Source organism: Pseudomonas putida (genome assembly GCF_030159595.1).
GTDB lineage: Bacteria > Pseudomonadota > Gammaproteobacteria > Pseudomonadales > Pseudomonadaceae > Aquipseudomonas > Aquipseudomonas putida_AC.
Genome location: NZ_BSKJ01000012.1, coordinates 107,490 through 126,698 on the forward strand (window position 1 = coordinate 107,490; position 19,209 = coordinate 126,698).

Sequence of the window (19,209 nt, forward strand, 5' to 3'; positions counted from 1 at the left end):
CAGCGGGTGCGATTTGTCGCGCCCTGGGCTACCCTGCCTCGATGTTTTGCGAGGTCGACCATGCATATTCACATTCTCGGTATTTGCGGCACTTTCATGGGCTCGCTGGCGGTGCTGGCCAAGGAACTTGGCCATCGCGTCACCGGCTCGGACGCCAACGTCTATCCCCCGATGAGCACCCAGCTCGAAGCCCAGGGCATCGAATTGACCCAAGGCTATGACCCGGCCCAGCTGGACCCGGCGCCGGACCTGGTGGTCATCGGCAATGCCATGTCGCGTGGCAACCCGGCGGTAGAGTACGTGCTGAACAAGGGCCTGCCCTATGTTTCCGGCCCGCAGTGGCTGGCTGACCATGTCTTGCAAGGCCGTTGGGTTCTGGCCGTTGCCGGTACCCATGGCAAGACCACCACCAGCAGCATGCTGGCCTGGGTGCTGGAACATGCCGGCATGAGCCCGGGCTTCCTGATTGGTGGTGTGCCGCAGAACTTCTCGGTGTCGGCGCGCTTGGGCAACACGCCTTTCTTCGTGGTTGAAGCCGACGAGTACGACAGCGCCTTCTTCGACAAACGCTCGAAGTTCGTGCATTACCACCCACGCACCGCGATCCTCAACAACCTTGAGTTCGATCATGCGGACATCTTCCCGGACCTGGCCTCCATCGAGCGGCAGTTCCACCATCTGGTACGCACCATCCCGAGCGAAGGCCTGGTGATTCACCCGACTACCGAACACGCGTTGGAGCGGGTAATTGGCATGGGCTGCTGGACCCCGGTGCAGACGACCGGCGAAGGCGGCCAGTGGCAGGCGCGCCTGCTCAGCCCCGATGGCTCGCGCTTCGAAGTGTTGTTCGAAGGCGAAGCGCAGGGCGTGGTGGACTGGGCGCTGACCGGCCAGCATAACGTCGCCAACGCACTGGCTACCCTGGCCGCCGCCCGCCATGTAGGCGTGGTGCCAGCCATGGGTATCGAAGGCCTCAGCGCCTTCAAGAGCGTCAAGCGGCGCATGGAGAAAGTCGCTGAAGTGCAGGGCGTCACCATCTACGATGACTTCGCCCACCACCCGACGGCCATCGCCACCACCCTCGACGGCCTGCGCAAGCGCGTTGGCGAGGCCCCGGTGATCGCGGTGATCGAGCCGCGTTCAAACTCGATGAAACTGGGTGCCCACCGTGATGGCCTGCCGGAAAGCGTCAACGACGCCGACCAGGTGATCTGGTACGCCCCGGCCAACCTTGGCTGGGACTTGGCCGGCACCGCCGCTCAATGCAAAGTGCCGAGCGTGGTGGCCGACAGCCTCGACGCGATTATTGAGCGGGTCAAAGGCCAGGCCCGTCCGGGCACTCATGTGGTGATCATGAGCAACGGCGGCTTTGGTGGCCTGCACGGCAAGCTGGCCGAGGCCCTGAAGTGAGCGGGCCGGAACGCATCACCCTGGCCATGACGGGCGCCTCGGGCGCCCAGTATGGCCTGCGCCTGCTCGATTGCCTGGTGCGCGAAGACCGTGAGGTGCACTTCCTGATCTCCAAGGCCGCACAATTGGTGATGGCCACCGAGACCGATGTGCTGCTGCCGGCCAAGCCCCAGGCGATGCAGGCCTTTCTCACCGAATACACCGGCGCCGCCGACGGGCAGATCCGCGTGTATGGCAAGGAAGACTGGATGTCGCCGGTCGCCTCGGGTTCAGGCGCTCCGGCAGCGATGGTGGTGGTGCCCTGTTCCACCGGCACCTTGTCGGCGATTGCCACGGGGGCCTGCAACAACCTGATCGAGCGCGCGGCAGACGTTACCCTCAAGGAGCGTCGTCAGCTGATCCTGGTGCCACGTGAGGCGCCGTTCTCCACCATTCATCTGGAGAACATGCTCAAACTGTCGCAAATGGGCGCGGTTATCCTGCCGGCGGCACCGGGTTTCTATCACCAGCCGCAGACTATCGACGACCTCGTCGATTTTGTCGTGGCGCGCATTCTCAACCTGCTGAATATTCCCCAGGACATGTTGCCGCGTTGGGGCGAGCACCATTATGGGGTGGATGATTGAAGCGAGCGCTGGTGGGGTTGCTGGCGCTGGTGATGCTGGGGGGCTGTGCCACGGTGCGCACGCTGGATGCTGCCAAGCCCGGGGCACCGGTGGTGTATGCCGGTACCCGGCTGGACTTGTATGTGATCAATGGCGGGTGTTGCCCGCGGGACCATTACGGCGCTGATGCGCCAGCCTATCCAGGCTTGGACCTGCCGGGTAGCATGCTGCTGGATACCCTGTTGCTGCCGTTGTCATTGCTGACTGCGGCTGGAGTAGGCTTCCAGGCAACCGGCGGCTTGTGATGGCCCTATCGCCGGCAAGCCAGCTCCCACAGGATACGTACTGCCCTCAAGCCTAGTGCAGTCCTGTGGGAGCGGGTTTACCCGCGAAGAGGCCATCACAGGTAACGCCTATTTTTTGCCCAGCCTGCGCAACTCATCCGACTCCACAACCCGCACTCCGTCCTCTTCCTCCAGCGCCAGCCGCCACAACGCCCGGGCCAAGGTACAAGCCTCAATCCCCCGGTACTTGCCGGGTATCAACCTGGAAAACGGCGAAACCAGCTGTTCCGCCAGCCGTGGCTCGACCCGCTCGCCCAGCAGCAAAGATGGCCGCACGATGGTCAACTGCGGCCAGTCCTGGGCCTTCAGCGCCTCTTCCATCTCACCTTTGACCCGGTTGTAGAAAATCGACGATTTCGGGTCGGCGCCCAGCGCACTGACCACCAGCAGATGCCGCGCGCCCATCTCCCGGGCACGCTTGCTGAACGCCACCACCATGTCCAGGTCCACTGCGCGGAAGGCCGATTCGGAGCCGGCCTGCTTCAGCGTGGTGCCCAGGCAGCAGTAGGCGATGTCGACCCGCCCGGCCAACTGAGGAAGGAACACCGCCGGGTCGCCTACCGGGTTTTCCAGGTGAGGGTGCTCGGCCAGCGGCCGGCGGGTAGGCGCCAGGACGCGGGTGATGGTGGGCTCGTTGAGCAGGCGGTCCAGCAGATGCTCACCGGTCAGGCCGGTGGCACCGGCAAGCAGGACATGCTGAGGCGTCAAATACATGATGTCTCTCCCTTGTTACACACAAGTTTAGTGGCTGACAGGTTTTTTTGCCTGTTCCCCCACGTTGGCCTGTGTGGCATTTCGCAACGCTTCTTCGGCCTGTTGCCGGCGCAACTGCTGCCAGTGCTCGAGCACGGCGGGTGGTGCCCACAGCTGCGGCTCGGAGGCCTCGAAGCCTTCCCTTTGTTCTCTTTCGGCAACGCTGGTACGTGCCAGTTCAAATGCTTGTTTGAGGTCGTCGGTCTGGTTCAGCGCTTCGGCGAACAGGGCATCGCCAAAGTAGGTGAAATCAGCTTCTTCCGAGCAACCGAACGACACGCGGTCGGCCCGGGCGGCAGTCATGATCAGCGTGCGCTCATCCTTGAGCGGTGCGATGTAGCCCCCTGAATAGCAGGCCGAGATGACGATTACCTTGTCTCGATCCTTGAGCGGCGCCAGGGCAGTGGCCAGTTCGTCGGCGGAAAGGTCTGCCAGTTGCAGGCGGGGTTGGTCGAGCACCAGCTGGTGGTCGTGGCTGCCATGGCTGGTGAGGTAGATGAACACCAGATCTTCGGGACCGCTGCGTTCTGCCAGGGTGCGGGCGGCACGGGTGAGGTTCTCACGGGTAGCCATGGGGCGGCTGGTCATGTGGTCACGGTGGTTGACCAAGGTCACCTGGCCACGGGCGCCAAAACGTACCTTGAGCATGTTGCTGACATAGTCGGCTTCGCGCAGGAATACGCTTTGCTGGCCATCGCCGGCCACCACCAAACTGTACAACTGGATTGGCGGTGCTGAGCGCGGTACGCGGGCCAGCGCCTCGTCCAGCAGACGGCCCTGGTTGAGCAAGGCCAGGTCCAGCGGATCGGGCAGCAACTGGCCTTTCTGGTCGCGTACACGCACGCCATTGGCCCATACGCCGCTTTCGACCTTGCCGCTGGCCAGGATCAATCGTCCATGGCCGTGGTAGGCATCATTCAGGAAGCCGCCGATGTACTTGCTGCCGTCGGCCAGTTGCAGGCTACCTTGGCCCGACAGGCGCCAGTCGACGAACTCGCCCTTGTAGTGGCTGCCGTCGCTGCCCAGCAATTCGCCTTCGCCGATCAGTGAGCCATCCTTGAATTCGCCAATCCACACATCGCCATCGGCGTTTTCGTAGCGGCCGCGACCTTCCAGGCGGTTGTCCTTGAACTCACCGATGTACTGCTCACCGTCGGCGCTGTCGTAGGTACCGCTGCCCTGCAGCTGGCCGTTGATGAAATGACCGCTGAACTGGTTGCCACTGGCATCGCTGCGCACCCCGGCGCCATTGGGCTTGCCCTTGGCGAACAGGCCTTGGTAGCGGCTGCCGTCGGCCAGCTCCAGTTCGCCAGCACCTTCGTAAAGGTCGTCCTTGAACTGGCCACGGTAGGTCTGGTCGGCTTGCTTGAGGGTGCCTTCGCCATCGCGGCGGCCGTGTTTGAAGGTACCGGCATAGTGGCTGCCCGGGGTGGTCAGGTCGCCCAGCCCCTGGAACAGCCCCTCGGTGAACTGGCCACGGTACACCTCGCCGTTCTGGCCATGCCACTCGCCCTGGCCGTGCCATTGGCCGTCCTTGAAGCCGCCGGCGTACCAGCTGCCGTTGGGGTAGTCGATACGGCCCTCGCCCTGCAGCAGGCCGTCGACCACCTGGCCCCGATAGCGCCCGCCGTCGGGCAGGCGAGCGTCTGGTGGAAGCAGCGATTCGCCATCGCCACAGGCGGCGAGCAGCAGGACCAGGGTGATAGGGAGCAGTGGACGCATGGCGAGGACCGGGCAATAGGTCTGCCGAGTATGACGCAGAATGGGATCCTGAGACAGCGAGGGCAAGGCTTGTACGGCGCCTGATGCTCACGCGGCACCTGTGGGAGCGGGCTTGCCCGCGAACACCGGCGAAGCCGGTGCCATCCAGCGCGGCGTATTCTTCGCGGGCAAGCCCGCTCCCACAGGATTCTTCGCTGCCCCGGGGCCTTGTGCAGTACCTGTGGGAGCAAGATGTTGCAGCAGTCAGCGCACGCCCGGCGAAACGATGATCTTCACGTTCTCCTCTTTGTTGTTCACCAGCTCCTCGAAGCCCAACTCGACGATCTGCTCCAGCCCGATCCGCCCGGTCACCAGCGGGCGAATATCCAGCCGACCATCCGCAATGAAGGCAATCACATCGGCAAACTCGCCGTTGTACGCCAATGCCCCAAGCACCTGCTTCTCGGTGGATACCAGTTCGAAGAAGTTGAACTCGCTAGGCTCTTCAAAAATACCCACCAACACGCACTTGCCCGCCTTGCGGATAGTGTCGATGGCCAGCTTGGCCGTGTGCTTGTTGCCGATGCACTCAAAACTCACATCCGCCCCCAGCCCGGCAGTCAGTGCGCGGATTTCGGCCAGCGCGTCGCACTGGCTGGGGTCCAGCACCACGCTGGCACCCACTTCTTTGGCCTTGGCTTTGCGCGCCGAGGACATTTCCAGGGCGATCACCTGCGCCGCGCCAGCCGCTTTGGCACACATGATGGTGCACAAGCCGATGGTGCCGGCGCCAACCACCACAACGGTTTGCCCAAGCAGGCTGCCGGCCTTTTTCACCGCGTGCATACCCACCGCCAGCGGTTCGATCAGTGCCCCAGCCTCGGCAGGAAAGCCCTCAGGCAGCCGGTAAAGCAGATTGGCGGGCACGTTGACCAACTCGGCAAAGGCGCCATTGTTCATCAGGCCGGTGAAGGCCAGGCGCTCGCAGATGTTGTACAGACCGTGGGTGCAGTAGTAGCAGGTGCCGCAATGCTGGCAGGCATCCGCCGCCACCTGGTCTCCCACCGCGAAGCCTTCCACGCCTTCACCCAGCTTGGCGATCTGGCCGCAGAATTCGTGGCCGAGGATGCACTGGCCCTGAATACCGGTCAGCGGGTGTGGGGCCTCCACCGGAATGAACACAGGGCCTGCGACGTATTCATGCAAATCGGAGCCGCAGATGCCGCACCAGTCCACCTTGATCTGTACCCAGCCGGGTGCAGGATCTCCCGGCAGGGGAACCTGTTCGACGCGAATATCGTTGCGGCCATGCCAGACGGCTGCGCGCATGTGGGTGTGGCTCAGGTCATTCATAGTTGTTCTCCAGGCTCACGGAAAGGGCTTAGTGCTTGCGCAGGAACGCGAGCAGTTGCTGATTGACCTGTTCGGCCGCCTCCATCTGCACCATGTGCCCGGCCTCCGGCAGCACCAGCACTTCGGCCTCCAGGCCCTCGGCATGGCTGGCCGGGATAATCGCGTCCTTGCCGCCCCACACCACCAGTGCCGGGTGTTGTCCCAGCACCCCACGCAGGTCGTGGCGCTGCCGGTCGCCGTCGGCGATGGCCGATGCCAGCTGGCGCAAGGCGTCATCAACACCTTCCAGGCGTTTGAACTTGAGCATGTCCTCCAGCAGTTGCCGGGTTACCAGTGCCGGTTCGGCAAACAGCTGCACCATCTGGGGTTTAAGGGCATTGCGGTTAGCGGCGGCGACAAAGCCTTGCAGGTACTGCCCGTTGATCGCCGCGCCCAGGCCGGCACTGGCGATCAGGCTCAGGCTTGCCACCCGCTGTGGTGCCAGGCGCGCCACGTTCAGGCTGACTGCGCCACCCATGGAATGGCCGGCCAGGTGGGCCTTGGCGATGTCCAGGTGGTCGAGCAGGGCGAGCACGGTTTCGCTCAACTCATCCAGGTCACCCCGTTGCAGGGCCTTGGCCGATTCGCCATGCCCCGGCAGGTCGAGGGCGATCACGCGGCGCTCGGCAGCCAGCGCCGGGTGGTTGAACAGCCAGTTGTTGAGGTCGCCACCAAAGCCATGTACCAGCACCAGCGGCGTGCCGCCTTCGCCCAGTTCGAACCAGCGCAGCAGGCGACCACCCACTTCCCCCTTCTGCGGGGCTGGCCCCTGAGCCTGATCGGTCCCCCCTTCGGCGACGAACTCGGCCTGGAAGCGCTGTACCACGGCATCGATCTCGGCTTCCTCGGCTTCGCCCTCCACCACCACGGCCAGCAGCGCGCCGACCGGCAGGGTTTCGTCCGGCTTGGCCACCTGGCGGCGCAGAACGCCACTGAACGGTGCTTCGACGCTGCTGCTGATCTTGTCGGTCTCGACGTCCAGCACCTCGTCGCCTTTGTTGATTTCGTCACCTTCCTGCTTGAGCCAGGTGTCCACCCGGCCCTCGGTCATCGACAGGCCCCACTTGGGCATGGTCAGGGTATGGATCTGGCTCATGCGGCACTCCTTGCAGCTTCGATCACCTTGCGCACAGCCGCTTCGATCTTCGCCGCGTCAGGGATGTACAGGTCTTCCAGGGCATCGGAAAACGGCACCGGCGTGTGCGGAGCGGTGACCATTTCGATCGGCCCCTTGAGTGCGCCGAAAGCCTTCTGCGCCACCAACGCACTGATGTCGGTGGCCATGGAGCAACGCGGGTTGGCTTCGTCGATCACCACCAGTCGGCCGGTTTTTTCCACGCTTTCCAGAATGCTGTCTTCATCCAGCGGGCTGGTGGTGCGCAAGTCCAGCACCTCGCAGTCGATTCCCTGGCGGGCCAGGTTGTTGGCGGCCTCCAGCGCCACATGCACCATGCGGCCATAGGTGACCAGGGTCACGTCATCGCCATCGCGCAGGAAGTTGGCCTCGCCAAACGGCACGGTGTACACCTCTTCCGGTACCTCGCCCTGCATGCTGTACAGCAGCTTGTGCTCGCAGAAGATCACCGGGTCGTTGTCGCGGATCGCCTGGATCAACAGGCCTTTGGCATCGTAGGGCGAGGAGGGGCAGACCACCTTCAGGCCTGGGATGTGCGTCCACAGCGAGGTGAGCATCTGCGAGTGCTGTGCCGCCGCACGCAGGCCAGCACCGTACATGGTGCGCATCACCAGCGGGGTGACCGCCTTGCCGCCGAACATGTAGCGGAATTTGGCAGCCTGGTTGAGGATCTGGTCCAGGCAGCAGCCGGCGAAGTCGACGAACATCAGTTCGCACACCGGGCGCAGGCCTTGGGTAGCGGCACCGACGGCGGCGCCGACGTAGCCGATTTCCGAGAGCGGCGCATCGAGCACGCGGCCCGGGAACTGGTGGTACAGGCCTTTGGTCACGCCCAGCACGCCACCCCAGGCGTCATCCTCACCGGGGGCTCCGGCGCCGCCGGCCACGTCTTCGCCAATGATGAACACCGTGCTGTCGCGGCGCATTTCCTGGGCCAGGGCTTCGTTGATGGCCTGCTGGTAGCTGATCTTTCTTGCCATGGTGATTCTCCTGTTGTTCTTGTAATCCGCGGCTCAGGGGTAGCTGACGTAGACGTCGGTGAGCAGGTCGGCGGGCTGTGGCTTGGGATCGGACTTGGCGCGGCGCACGGCGTCTTCGATCAGGTCCTCGATGCGCGCGTCAACGGCGTCCAGTTGCTCGGCAGTGAGCAGGCCGGCGCGGGTGGTCTTGTTGCGGAACTGCATCAGGCAGTCGCGGGTTTCACGCAGGTTCTTCACTTCATCCGGGGCGCGGTAGGTTTGCGCATCGCCTTCGAAGTGGCCGTAGTAGCGGCTGAGCTTGACCTCGACCAGCGACGGCCCTTGCCCTGCACGGGCGCGCTCGATAGCGGCCCCGGCCGCCTCGTACACGGCAAAGAAGTCGAAGCCGTCGATGGTGACGCCCGGCATGCCGAAGCCGGCAGCGCGGTCGGCAATGTGGTCGCAGGCGACGGACCAGTTGGAGGCGGTGGCTTCGGCATAGCCGTTGTTTTCGGCCACGAAGATGCACGGCAGGTTCATGATCGATGCCATGTTCATGGCTTCGAACACGGCGCCTTCGTTGGAAGCACCATCGCCGAAGAAGGCCACCGACACGTCATCACGGCCCTTGAGTTTGGCCGCCAATGCTGCCCCGGCCACCAGTGGTGCACCGGCGCCGACGATGCCGTTGGCACCGAGCATGCCTTTCTCCAGGTCGGCAATGTGCATCGAGCCGCCCTTGCCGCCGCACACGCCGGTCTTCTTGCCGTAGATCTCGGCCATCATGCCGTACACATCCACGCCCTTGGCGATGCAGTGGCCATGGCCGCGGTGGGTCGAGGCAATGCAGTCACTGTCGCGCAGGTGGGCCATGACCCCGGCGGCGGAGGCTTCTTCGCCGGCATACAGGTGGACGAAGCCGGGGATCTCGCCGGTGGCGAACTCCACATGCAGGCGTTCTTCGAAGGCGCGGATAGTGCGCATTACTTCATAGGCATGCAGCAGTTGTTCGGTACTGAGTTGATTGGACATCTTGTTGTTCTCCAGGGTTGTCTCAACGCGGGTTTGCAGGGTGCAGCCGGTGGCCGCGCGGGACGGCCAGCAGGTGATGGCGGGCGGCATGCGCCAGTACGGCCTCGACATCCACGCTCAAGGGGCCTTGGTGGTCGAGGGTGATGGTGGGTGTGTCGTGCTCGGCAAACTCGATCTCGCGTTCGCCGTCCAGGGCCAGGGTGCCGCTGGCCAGGCTCAGGCGATGAGCGACGCCGGGGGTGAGCGGGCCGCTGGCGGTAATGCCGCAGCCTTGCAGCAGGCCGGGCGCCAGTGGTGCCAACAGCGCCTGCTCGGCGCCGGGGTTCAGGCGTACCCAGGCGCCATGCGGGTCCTGGCGCGACACTGGGTGCCACAGGCCACACAGGGCTGAAAGGCCAATGGCATGGGGTTCGGCGAAACAGGCGAAGACTTCACACAGGTCTTCGCTGCGGCTGAGTGCACGGGCACCGATAAAGCGCTGAGGTGAGACCGCCACCTCCACCAAGGCCCATTCGGCAAGCTGTTGTTCTGGCACCTTCACCAGCAGGCGCTTGTTGCGGCGCAGGCCGATACTGGCGGGTACACGACCGCTGGCGAGCAGGCCACCCGCCAGGCCCGCGCTAGTGGCCTCGCGCAATTCGGGGAAGGCATTGTTGGTGCCGGTGGACAAGGTCAGCAGTGGCACATCACCGGCCTCGGCCGCGACTGCCTTGTGGGTGCCGTCGCCACCCAGCACAGCGATCATCGCCACACCGCGCTCGACCATGTGTTGGGTGGCCAGGCGGGTGTCGGCCACGGTCTGGGTCAGCGGCAGGTCGAGTACTTCGATGGCCGGCCAGTGCTGGTCGGCGGCGACCGGGCCCTGGCTGGCCTTGAGCACGGCGGCGGCGATGCCGGTCATGTCGCTGGGTAGCAGCACCTGGCCGATACCGGTGGCACCGAAGGCCGCCAGCAGGCGCTGGATCGCCGAGGCCTTGTCGGTGCTCGAATGGAGCCCGGCATTGGCGGTCAGGCGGCGCAGGTCGCGGCCAGAGGCAGGGTTGGCAATGATCCCGACAATCGGGGCGGGTAGCGGCATGGCGCACCTCGTGTTTTTGTTTGCCAAGGCAGGAGCAAGTGGGGTGCCAGCTTTCTTGAGAGTGGCTGAAAAGGCTTTTGCAGAGCGGCTGCTGCGTTATAGGGCAAACGCGAAGGCGCGTGCTGGCGAGACGCCGGGTGCCAGCGCTGGGTTGGCGCGGGCGAGACGCTGAGACGCTGCGTCTCAAGCCAGCCGGTAATCACGCAGTGCTTGTCGGGGCATGCATGGAAGCGCTTAATGGCGGGACAACGATAAAAACAGCAACGAGAACCGGAGGGCCTGAATGCTTGCCGCGAACTCCCGAGCCCATGTCGACTGCGTCAGCCGGGTGCTGAAGAATGCCGACCGCCTGCCACAGGCGCCGGTGCCACCGCTGATCCTCGATTCATGGCGCCGTTCCATGGAGCTGTACCGCCTCGACCCCGGCTCCCAGCAGGGGCCACGCATCCTTTCCCAAAGCCTGCTCAACGAGTGCCGCGAACGCGCCGAGCTGTTCCTGCGCATTGCCAGCGATGCCGTGGCACGCCTGCACGAACGTGTGCGCGGTGCCGACTACTGCGTGCTGCTTACCGATGCCCAGGGGCGCACCATCGATTACCGGGTTGAGTCGGCCATTCGCAACGACTGCCGCAAGGCCGGGCTGTACCTGGGTACCTGCTGGTCGGAGGGCGAAGAGGGCACCTGCGGTGTGGCGGCGGTGCTGACCAGCAAGGCCCCGGTCACGGTGCACAAGCGCGATCACTTTCGCGCTGCGTTCATTGGCCTGACCTGCACGGCGGCGCCGGTATTCGACCCGCAGGGCGAGTTGCTGGGTGTTGTGGATGTGTCGGCCTTGCAGTCACCAGACGACCGCCGTAGCCAGCATCTGATCCGCCAATTGGTGGAACAGACCGCCCGCGAGATCGAAAACGCCTTCTTCATGCACAGTGCCCAGGGCCACTGGGTGATGCGCGCCCATGGCACGCCGGGTTATGTGGAAAGCCAGCCCGACTACCTGCTGGCGTGGGATGCCAATGGCCGATTGCAAGCCATCAACAGCCTGGCGCGGCAACGGTTGGTGGAGCGCTTGGGGCGCTTGCCCGAGCATATAGGCGAGCTGTTCGACATCGACCAGCTACGTCGGGTGAGCGCGTCGTCGGCTCAGCGCCTGCCGGGTCTTGGGGGGCTGTATGGCCGGGTCAGCGCGCCGCAGCTTCGCCAGCGCGTGCAGCCCCTGCATCAGCCCCAGGACGCTCGCATAGAGCAGCATCTGCGGTTGGCCACGCGGGTCAAGGACTGCAACCTGGCGGTGCTGGTGCAGGGTGAGACAGGGGCGGGTAAGGAAGTGTTCGCCCGCCAGTTGCACGAGCAGAGCCAACGCCGCGACGGTCCGTTTGTCACACTGAATTGCGCGGCTATCCCGGAAAGCCTGATCGAGAGCGAATTGTTCGGCTATGTGGCTGGGGCCTTCACTGGGGCTTCTAGCAAAGGCATGCAAGGGCTGTTGCAGCAGGCCGATGGCGGTACGCTGTTCCTCGATGAGATCGGCGACATGCCGTTGAACTTGCAAACCCGCCTGCTGCGGGTGCTGGCCGAAGGCGAAGTGGCGCCGCTGGGTGCGGCACGGCGCGAGCGGGTGAACATCCAGGTGATCTGCGCAACCCACCGCGACCTGGCGTCGATGGTGGCGGACGGGCGTTTTCGCGAGGACTTGTACTTTCGCCTGGCCAATGCCCGGTTCGAGTTGCCACCCCTGCGTGAGCGCGAGGATCGACTGGGGCTGATTCACCAGCTGTTGGCTGAGGAAGCTGAAGCCTGTGCGGTCGAGGTGGTGTTGGCGGATGATGCGCTGCAAGCATTGCTGGTTCACCGCTGGCCGGGGAATTTGCGTCAGCTGCGGCAGGTGTTGCGCTATGCCTGCGCGGTGAGTGAAGGCGGGCAGGTGCGCTTGCAGGACTTGCCCCAAGAGGTGCGCGGTGAGGCGGTAGTTTCGGCTGAAAGCGGCGTGTCCTGCCCGGCCCGGCAGTTGCTGCTGGATGCATTGATCCGCCATCGCTGGAAGCCGGCCGATGCGGCGCGGGCGTTGGGAATATCGCGAGCGACACTGTATCGACGGGTGCATGAACATCGCATCGAGATGCCGCGGATGAAGGGGTAGGGCCTTGGGGCTGCTTTGCAGCCCATCGCCGGCAAGCCAGCTCCCACCTCGACCGCGTCGATTGCAAGCCGTGCGCTATCTCTGTGGGAGCTGGCTTGCCGGCGATGAGGCCCTGACAGGCAATAAAAACCCCGGAACATGTCCGGGGTTCTGGTACATCACACTACGCGATCACTGCTCGTTGGCCAGCTTGTGTTCGAGGTAATGAATGTTGACGCCGCCTTTGCAGAAACCTTCATCACGCACCAGGTCGCGGTGCAGCGGGATGTTGGTCTTGATACCGTCGACGACGATCTCGTCCAGGGCATTGCGCATGCGCGCCATGGCTTCGTCGCGGTCCTTGCCATAGGTAATCAGCTTGCCGATCAGCGAGTCGTAGTTCGGCGGAACCGAGTAACCGCTGTACAGGTGCGAATCGACACGTACGCCGTTACCGCCCGGGGCGTGGAAGTGCTTCACCTTGCCTGGGCTCGGGATGAACTTCTTCGGGTCTTCGGCGTTGATACGGCATTCCAGCGAGTGGCCACGAATCACCACGTCTTCCTGGCGGAACGACAGCTTGTTGCCAGCGGCGATGCTCAGCATCTCCTTGACGATGTCGATACCGGTAACCATCTCGGACACCGGGTGCTCAACCTGCACGCGGGTGTTCATCTCGATGAAGTAGAAGCGGCCGTTTTCGTACAGGAACTCGAAAGTACCCGCACCACGGTAGCCGATCTCGATGCACGCATCGACGCAGCGCTTGAACACTTCCTGACGGGCTTTCTCGTCGATGCCCGGGGCTGGTGCTTCTTCCAGTACCTTCTGGTGACGGCGCTGCAGCGAGCAGTCACGGTCACCCAGGTGGATGGCGTTGCCCTGGCCGTCGGACAGTACCTGCACTTCCACATGGCGTGGGTTGGTCAGGAACTTCTCGAGGTAGACCATCGGGTTGCCGAAGGCAGCACCGGCTTCGGTACGGGTGAGCTTGGCCGAGGAAATCAGGTCCTCTTCCTTGTGCACCACGCGCATGCCGCGACCACCACCGCCACCGGCGGCCTTGATGATCACCGGGTAGCCGACGTCACGGGCAATCGCCAAGGCGACTTCTTCGTCTTCCGGCAGTGGGCCATCGGAGCCCGGCACGGTCGGTACGCCCGACTTGATCATCGCGTCCTTGGCCGAAACCTTATCGCCCATCAGGCGAATGGTGTCGGCTTTCGGGCCGATGAAGGCAAAACCGGACTTTTCCACCTGCTCGGCGAAGTCGGCGTTTTCCGCGAGGAAGCCGTAGCCTGGGTGAATGGCGGTAGCGCCTGTCACTTCAGCCGCGGCGATGATCGCCGGGATGTGCAGGTACGAATCTTTGGACGAAGCAGGACCAATGCAGACCGACTCGTCTGCCAGGCCCAGGTGCATCAGTTCGCGGTCGGCCGTGGAGTGCACGGCGACGGTCTTGATGCCCAGCTCTTTGCAGGCACGCAGGATCCGCAGGGCAATTTCCCCGCGGTTGGCGATCAGGACTTTTTCCAGCTTCCCAGACATCGTTGGCTCTCCGCGAATCAAACGACGGTGAACAGCGGCTGGTCGAACTCAACCGGCTGGCCGTCTTCTACCAGGATGGCGTCGATGACACCGCCAACATCGGCTTCGATGTGGTTCATCATCTTCATGGCTTCGACGATGCACAGGGTGTCGCCTTTCTTCACGGACTGGCCCACTTCAGCGAAGTTTGGCGAGGTCGGCGAAGGCTTGCGGTAGAAGGTACCCACCATCGGCGAGCGGATCACGGTGCCTTTCAGGGCTGGGGCAGCAGCGCCAGCTTCGGCAGCCGGTGCAGCGGCTGCGGCGACCGGAGCAGCAACAGGTGCGGCAGCCATCGGTGCAGGTGCGTAGAACTGTTGGGCAGCTGGGGTCTTGCTGTGACGGCTGATACGGACCGACTCTTCGCCTTCCTTGATCTCCAGTTCGTCGATGCCAGACTCTTCCAGCAGCTCGATCAGTTTCTTGACTTTACGGATATCCATTAATCTTCAACTCCCAAAGGTTCGGTCAGGGGGCGAAATACAAAAAACGTATCGATACGTTTCTATCGAACCCTGGCCCACTGAGGCCAGGGTTTTCATCATTTGGGCTGTGCGTTGGCAGCCAGTTGTTCCAGCGCGGATTCCAGGGCCAGGCGATAACCGCTAGCGCCCAGGCCGCAGATCACCCCTACGGCAACATCGGAAAAGTAGGAGTGGTGACGGAACGGTTCGCGTTTGTGCACGTTGGACAAATGCACTTCGATGAATGGGATGCTCACCGCAAGCAGTGCGTCACGTAATGCGACGCTTGTGTGGGTGAAAGCAGCCGGGTTGATCAGGATGAAGTCCACACCCTCGTTGCGTGCGGCGTGAATACGGTCGATCAGTTCGTATTCGGCATTGCTCTGCAGGTACTGCAAATGGTGGCCTGCGGCGCGGGCACGTTGCTCCAGGTCCTGGTTGATCTGGGCCAGGGTCACGGCGCCGTAGTGGCCTGGCTCGCGTGTACCGAGCAGGTTGAGGTTGGGGCCGTGGAGCACCAGTAGCGTTGCCATCTGCGGATTCCTTGGATTTGTAGGGCAATTCGACACAGCGCGGCGAGTGTGCCGCAAAGCAACGGCAAGTGTCCAGTTCCCGGCAATAGCCAGCACGATGTCCGAGATTCGCGCGAAGTATGTGACCAAATAATGAAATCTGGTCACCTATTTCAGGATTTTTCCGGGCTCGCGGGAAGTTATAGACCGACTTTGCCGCGCACGCGTGTCAGAATGTGCGCAAATTCACCGGCGTTTATCTCGCCAATCACCCGATCAGCGGTAATTTCGCTGCCGTTCGCCGCAAAAAACAGCAGAGCGGGTGGGCCGAACAGCTGGTAGCGATCGAGCAGTGTGCGTTGCTCGGCATTGCTCTCGGTGATGTCGAAACGCAGCAGCTTGAAGCCGGTCAGTTGCGTTTGCACCTGCGGCGCGTTGAGCACCTCATGCTCGATCACCTTGCAACTGATGCACCAGTCGGCGTACCAGTCCAGCAGCACCGGCTGGCCCGCCGCCTTGGCCTGGGCCAAGGCCGCGTCCAGGGCGGCAGGGGTGGTGACGGTTTGCCAGGCATCAGCCTTCGCCACCGTGCTGCTGCCGCTGGCCGACGGTGTTGCAACCGGCAGCGGGCGCAGCGGGTCGCCCTGGCCACTGAGGGCGCCGTACCAGCAGGCCAGGGCATACACCAGCAAGGCCAGGCCAAGCAGTTGGGCCAGGCGCTGGCGTGTAGTCTTGACGACGAACTCCAGGGTGCCGAGGAACAGCGCCACGCCGGCGGCGAGCAAGCCCACCAGCAGCAAGGTCGCCGGGCCTGGCAGCACGCGGCTGAGCAAGCCGATGGCCAGCCCAAGCAGCAATACGCCGATGGCGTTTTTCACGGTATTCATCCAAGGACCGCTCTTTGGCAGCCAGGCTGCGCCACCGGTGGCTACCAGCAGCAATGGCGCGCCCATGCCGAGGCCCAGGGCAAACAGCTTGAGCGCGCCGCCCAAGGCATCGCCGCTGGCGCTGATGTACAGCAGGGCGCCGGCCAGGGGGGCGGATACGCAGGGCGAAACCAACAGGCTGGAAAGTACGCCGAGCACTGCCGCGCCCAGCAGCGAGCCGCCCCGGGTGTGGTTGGCGACGTTGTTCAGGCGGTTGCTCAAGGCCTGTGGCAGCTTGAGTTCGAACAGGCCGAACATGGCCAGTGCGAACACCACGAAGAACAGTGCGAAGGGCACCAGTACCCAGGCCGACTGCAGACGTGCTTGCAGGTTCAAGCCGGCACCAAACAGACCCATCAGGGCGCCAAGTACCGCGAAACTGGCCGCCATCGGCAGCACATAGGCCAGCGATAGCGCCAGCCCGCGCAGGCCGCCGACCTGGCCGCGCAGCACCACGCCAGACAGGATCGGCAGCATCGGCAGCACGCAAGGCGTGAAGGTCAGGCCGACCCCGGCAAGGAAGAACAGCAACAGTGATTTCCAGTTCCAGGCGTGGTCGGCAGCGCCCGGCGTATTGGCGCCGCTTGCGCCATCGATGCTCAGGCGTTCGGTTTCAGGTGGGTAGCACAGGCCCTTGTCTGCGCAGCCCTGGTAGCCCACCAGCAAGGTGAAGGCACGCGGATCGTTGCGCGGCAGCTCGATGTCGAGTACGCCATGGTACACCTCGACGTCACCGAAGAACTCATCGTGCTTGGCCTCGCCTTTGGGGATGTTCGGCGTGCCCAGGGCGATATCGGTCGGCTCGGTGCGGAACTGGAAACGGTGGCGGTAGAGGTAGTAGCCCTCGGTGGCGACGAAGCGCAGCTTGAGGGTTTGCGCATCGGCCTGCACCAGGCTGAGCTTGAAGGCCTCGTGTACCGGCAGGAAGTCGGCGTTGTTGGCCAGCGAAGCGGCGCCGAGGGTGGCGCTGGGGCGGTTGTCGAGCAGGCCCGTGGCGAAGGCAGGGCTGGCCAGCAGCAGGAACAGCAGGAAAAACAGGCGGCGCATGGCGGACTCGCGAGGTGGAACGTGTCGGGCATGATAGCGGAGTTGGTGGGGGTTGGGGCCACGGGCAGATGTGTAACCTGTGCCGGCCTCATACCCTGAACGCCCGCACCGCCCGGTTCAGCTCGCCGCCCAGGCTCAGCAATTGCTCCCCTTGCTCACGCCCCTCGCCAATGCGCTGCAGGTTGTCCTCACCCAACTCATGAATCCGTTCGCTGTGGTCCCGAATCTCGCTCACCGCGCCGCTCTGTTGCGCCGTGACATCGGCAATCCGTACCGCCGTATCGGCAATGGTGCGAATGGCACAGACAATCTCGTCCAGCGCGCCATCCGCCGCCTGGGCCTGATTGGCTGTGGCCTCGGCATGCTCAAGCTGCGCACGCATCCCCGCCACCGAACTTTTCGCTGCTTGCTGCAGGCGGTCGATCAGTGCCTGAGTCTCGCTGGTAGCCCGCGTGGTGCGCTGCGCCAGCGAGCGCACTTCATCGGCTACGACGGCAAAGCCACGGCCCATCTCACCCGCACGCGCTGCTTCGATCGCGGCGTTCAGCGCCAACAGGTTGGTTTGCTCGGCAATCGAACGGATAACCGTCAGCACCCCGCCGATGGTCGCCGACTCTTCCGCCAGTTGCTCGATCATGCGGGCGTTGCCTTGCACTTCATCAACCAGTTCACGCAAACCCGACAGGCTTTGGCCGATCACTGCCTGGCCTTGTTCCACCGCTCGTCCGGCATCGCGGCTGGCGTCGGCGGCGGCGCTGGCATCACCTGCCACTTGCTGGATGGTCGCTTCGAGTTCGCCCAGGGCGTCGCGGATTTGCCCGGTATCGCCCGCCTGGCGTTCGGCGCCGCCGTGCAGGGCGGCGCTCATGCCGGCCAGGGCGTGACTGCTGCCGGCCACCTGCTCGGCGTTGTGGCGGATGGTGCCGACCAGCTCCACCAGGTACTGGCGCAGGCGGTTGAGTGACGCCTGAATATCATGCAGTTCGCGGTTGGTCCTGCCCAGGACGATGGCCTGAGCGAAGTCGCCCTCGGCCCAGCGCGACAGGGCTGGCGCCAAGCCCGTGAGGGTGCGCGCCAGGCGGCGCTGCAAGGTGTCGATCAGCAAGGCGATCAGCAGGATCAGGCCAATCATCAGGCCTTGGATGATGCGCACCTCGGCGGCGATTTTCGCGTGCTGGCCACGCACTTCGGGCTCCAGCGCGGCGATGGCCTGTTGCACCGCTTCCAGGCGCTGATGGGTGCTGGCGGCCAGAGCGGCGCGGCGTTCGATTTGTTCTCGGGTGCGTTGCAGCTCGGCAGGGTAGCGGCTGAGCAGGCTTTTCAGCTCACGCTTAAGGCCAACGGCAATGTCTTCTTGCTGGGCGCTGGCCTGGGCTTCCAGGCCCATCATCGCGGCGAAGTCATCGGCACCGGATTCGGCGGTGCGGGTCACGCCCAGCAAGGGCAGGCTGTCGATGACCTGGGCCTGGGTGTGGATCAGTTGCAGTTCTCGCTCCACTTCGTCGGCCAGTTCCGGGCGGCCGCTGCTGACCAGCTTGTCCCGGGCCAGCGACAGCCGGCCCAGGTGCACGGTGGCGTCGAGCAATGGCAGCAAGTAACGGTTGGCGTCGGCGCTGCCACTGTCACGGGCATAGCCGGCCAGTTGCTCGATGTTGGCTCCCAGCTCCCGTTCGGCTTGCAGCAGCAGGGCTTGTGGGTCGCCTGCCAGTTTACCCGCGGCCAGCAGTTCATTGGCGGTGAAGGCTTGCAGGCTGTCCAGGCTGGGGCGCAGCTTCTCGGCCAGCTCAACGGGCCAGTCGCCCAGGGCCACCTGCAGCTGCTGGTTGGCCTCCATGGCGGCGGCATGGCGTAAGGCATCGCCGTTGCCCAGGTACGCCTGAATGTTGCGTGCCGTCTGGTTCTGGAACTGCTGGGACAGGCCCAGGTAACGCTCCATCATCTGGTAGGGGCGCTCAAGGGCGCGCTGCGACCACCACAGGGCGGCGCCCAGGGCGAGACACACGGTCACCAGCAACAGGGTGTTGAAATTGGTCAGCCACTTCAGGCGCATAGCCGCGAACTTCCTGCGGAGGGGAGTGGCGCCTGAAGTTATTGCGATTTTGTGACGAGGTGATGACGACAGGGGCTTGGCGTCAGAAAAAGTGGCAC

16 protein-coding genes are annotated in these 19,209 nt (G+C 64.1%); 4 read left to right on the plus strand and 12 right to left on the minus strand.

Translation table 11 applies throughout. The features are described 5' to 3' along the window. Positions 1–60 precede the first annotated feature (60 nt). Genes mpl through QQL85_RS23155 form a run of 3 tightly spaced genes read left to right on the plus strand, consistent with a single transcriptional unit; the run spans position 61 to position 2,320 of the window. The gene (mpl, locus tag QQL85_RS23145; protein ID WP_284356757.1) at positions 61–1,410 is read left to right on the plus strand and encodes a UDP-N-acetylmuramate:L-alanyl-gamma-D-glutamyl-meso-diaminopimelate ligase; all 1,350 of its coding nucleotides are present in this window, start codon (positions 61–63) and stop codon (positions 1,408–1,410) included. Next, the gene (gene ubiX, locus QQL85_RS23150; RefSeq protein WP_186556651.1) at positions 1,407–2,036 is read left to right on the plus strand and encodes a flavin prenyltransferase UbiX; all 630 of its coding nucleotides are present in this window, start codon (positions 1,407–1,409) and stop codon (positions 2,034–2,036) included. The genes mpl and ubiX overlap by 4 nt, the downstream gene beginning before the upstream one ends. After that, the gene (locus QQL85_RS23155; RefSeq protein WP_119368707.1) at positions 2,033–2,320 is read left to right on the plus strand and encodes a YceK/YidQ family lipoprotein; all 288 of its coding nucleotides are present in this window, start codon (positions 2,033–2,035) and stop codon (positions 2,318–2,320) included. Before ubiX ends, QQL85_RS23155 begins: the two co-directional genes overlap by 4 nt. Before the next feature lie 108 nt (positions 2,321–2,428). Here QQL85_RS23155 and QQL85_RS23160 read toward each other — a convergent pair whose 3' ends face one another. The 7 genes from QQL85_RS23160 to QQL85_RS23190 form a co-directional block, all read right to left on the minus strand. Next, a complete protein-coding gene (locus tag QQL85_RS23160; RefSeq protein ID WP_284356756.1) occupies positions 2,429–3,073 on the minus strand; it encodes an oxidoreductase in 645 nt (214 codons plus the stop codon). Positions 3,074–3,100: 27 nt separating this feature from the next. Beyond that, positions 3,101–4,834 (minus strand): C13 family peptidase, encoded by a 1,734-nt coding sequence (locus tag QQL85_RS23165; RefSeq protein WP_284356755.1) that lies wholly within the window; start codon positions 4,832–4,834, stop codon positions 3,101–3,103. Positions 4,835–5,077: 243 nt separating this feature from the next. Continuing rightward, positions 5,078–6,142 (minus strand): 2,3-butanediol dehydrogenase, encoded by a 1,065-nt coding sequence (locus QQL85_RS23170; protein ID WP_284356816.1) that lies wholly within the window; start codon positions 6,140–6,142, stop codon positions 5,078–5,080. A gap of 52 nt (positions 6,143–6,194) precedes the next feature. Next, positions 6,195–7,301 carry an acetoin dehydrogenase dihydrolipoyllysine-residue acetyltransferase subunit gene (locus QQL85_RS23175; protein ID WP_284356754.1) on the minus strand — a complete coding sequence of 369 codons (1,107 nt, stop codon included), beginning with the start codon at positions 7,299–7,301 and terminating at the stop codon, positions 6,195–6,197. After that, positions 7,298–8,320, minus strand: a complete 1,023-nt coding sequence (locus tag QQL85_RS23180; protein WP_010951829.1) for an alpha-ketoacid dehydrogenase subunit beta — start codon at positions 8,318–8,320, stop codon at positions 7,298–7,300. The genes QQL85_RS23175 and QQL85_RS23180 overlap by 4 nt, the downstream gene beginning before the upstream one ends. A 33-nt stretch (positions 8,321–8,353) precedes the next feature. After that, positions 8,354–9,331 (minus strand): thiamine pyrophosphate-dependent dehydrogenase E1 component subunit alpha, encoded by a 978-nt coding sequence (locus QQL85_RS23185; RefSeq protein WP_284356753.1) that lies wholly within the window; start codon positions 9,329–9,331, stop codon positions 8,354–8,356. A gap of 22 nt (positions 9,332–9,353) precedes the next feature. Beyond that, on the minus strand, positions 9,354–10,409 hold the full coding sequence (locus QQL85_RS23190; protein ID WP_284356752.1) for an ATP-NAD kinase family protein: 1,056 nt from the start codon (positions 10,407–10,409) through the stop codon (positions 9,354–9,356). Between the two features lie 283 nt (positions 10,410–10,692). On the opposite strand from QQL85_RS23190, the gene QQL85_RS23195 reads away from it, so the two are divergent. Beyond that, positions 10,693–12,546: a sigma-54-dependent Fis family transcriptional regulator gene (locus QQL85_RS23195; protein WP_284356751.1), complete on the plus strand. Its 1,854-nt coding sequence runs from the start codon at positions 10,693–10,695 to the stop codon at positions 12,544–12,546. 171 nt (positions 12,547–12,717) lie between these two features. Here QQL85_RS23195 and accC read toward each other — a convergent pair whose 3' ends face one another. The 5 genes from accC to QQL85_RS23220 form a co-directional block, all read right to left on the minus strand. Continuing rightward, positions 12,718–14,073 carry an acetyl-CoA carboxylase biotin carboxylase subunit gene (gene accC / locus QQL85_RS23200; protein WP_284356750.1) on the minus strand — a complete coding sequence of 452 codons (1,356 nt, stop codon included), beginning with the start codon at positions 14,071–14,073 and terminating at the stop codon, positions 12,718–12,720. 17 nt (positions 14,074–14,090) lie between these two features. Further along, the gene (accB, locus tag QQL85_RS23205) at positions 14,091–14,555 is read right to left on the minus strand and encodes an acetyl-CoA carboxylase biotin carboxyl carrier protein (protein ID WP_284356749.1); all 465 of its coding nucleotides are present in this window, start codon (positions 14,553–14,555) and stop codon (positions 14,091–14,093) included. Between the two features lie 98 nt (positions 14,556–14,653). Continuing rightward, positions 14,654–15,109, minus strand: coding sequence for a type II 3-dehydroquinate dehydratase (aroQ, locus tag QQL85_RS23210; protein ID WP_003255330.1), 456 nt, complete (start codon positions 15,107–15,109; stop codon positions 14,654–14,656). 179 nt (positions 15,110–15,288) lie between these two features. Then, positions 15,289–17,061, minus strand: a complete 1,773-nt coding sequence (locus QQL85_RS23215) for a protein-disulfide reductase DsbD (protein ID WP_284356748.1) — start codon at positions 17,059–17,061, stop codon at positions 15,289–15,291. Positions 17,062–17,149: 88 nt separating this feature from the next. After that, complete coding sequence (locus QQL85_RS23220) at positions 17,150–19,111, minus strand: methyl-accepting chemotaxis protein (protein ID WP_284356747.1); 1,962 nt, start codon at positions 19,109–19,111, stop codon at positions 17,150–17,152. Positions 19,112–19,209: the final 98 nt, after the last annotated feature.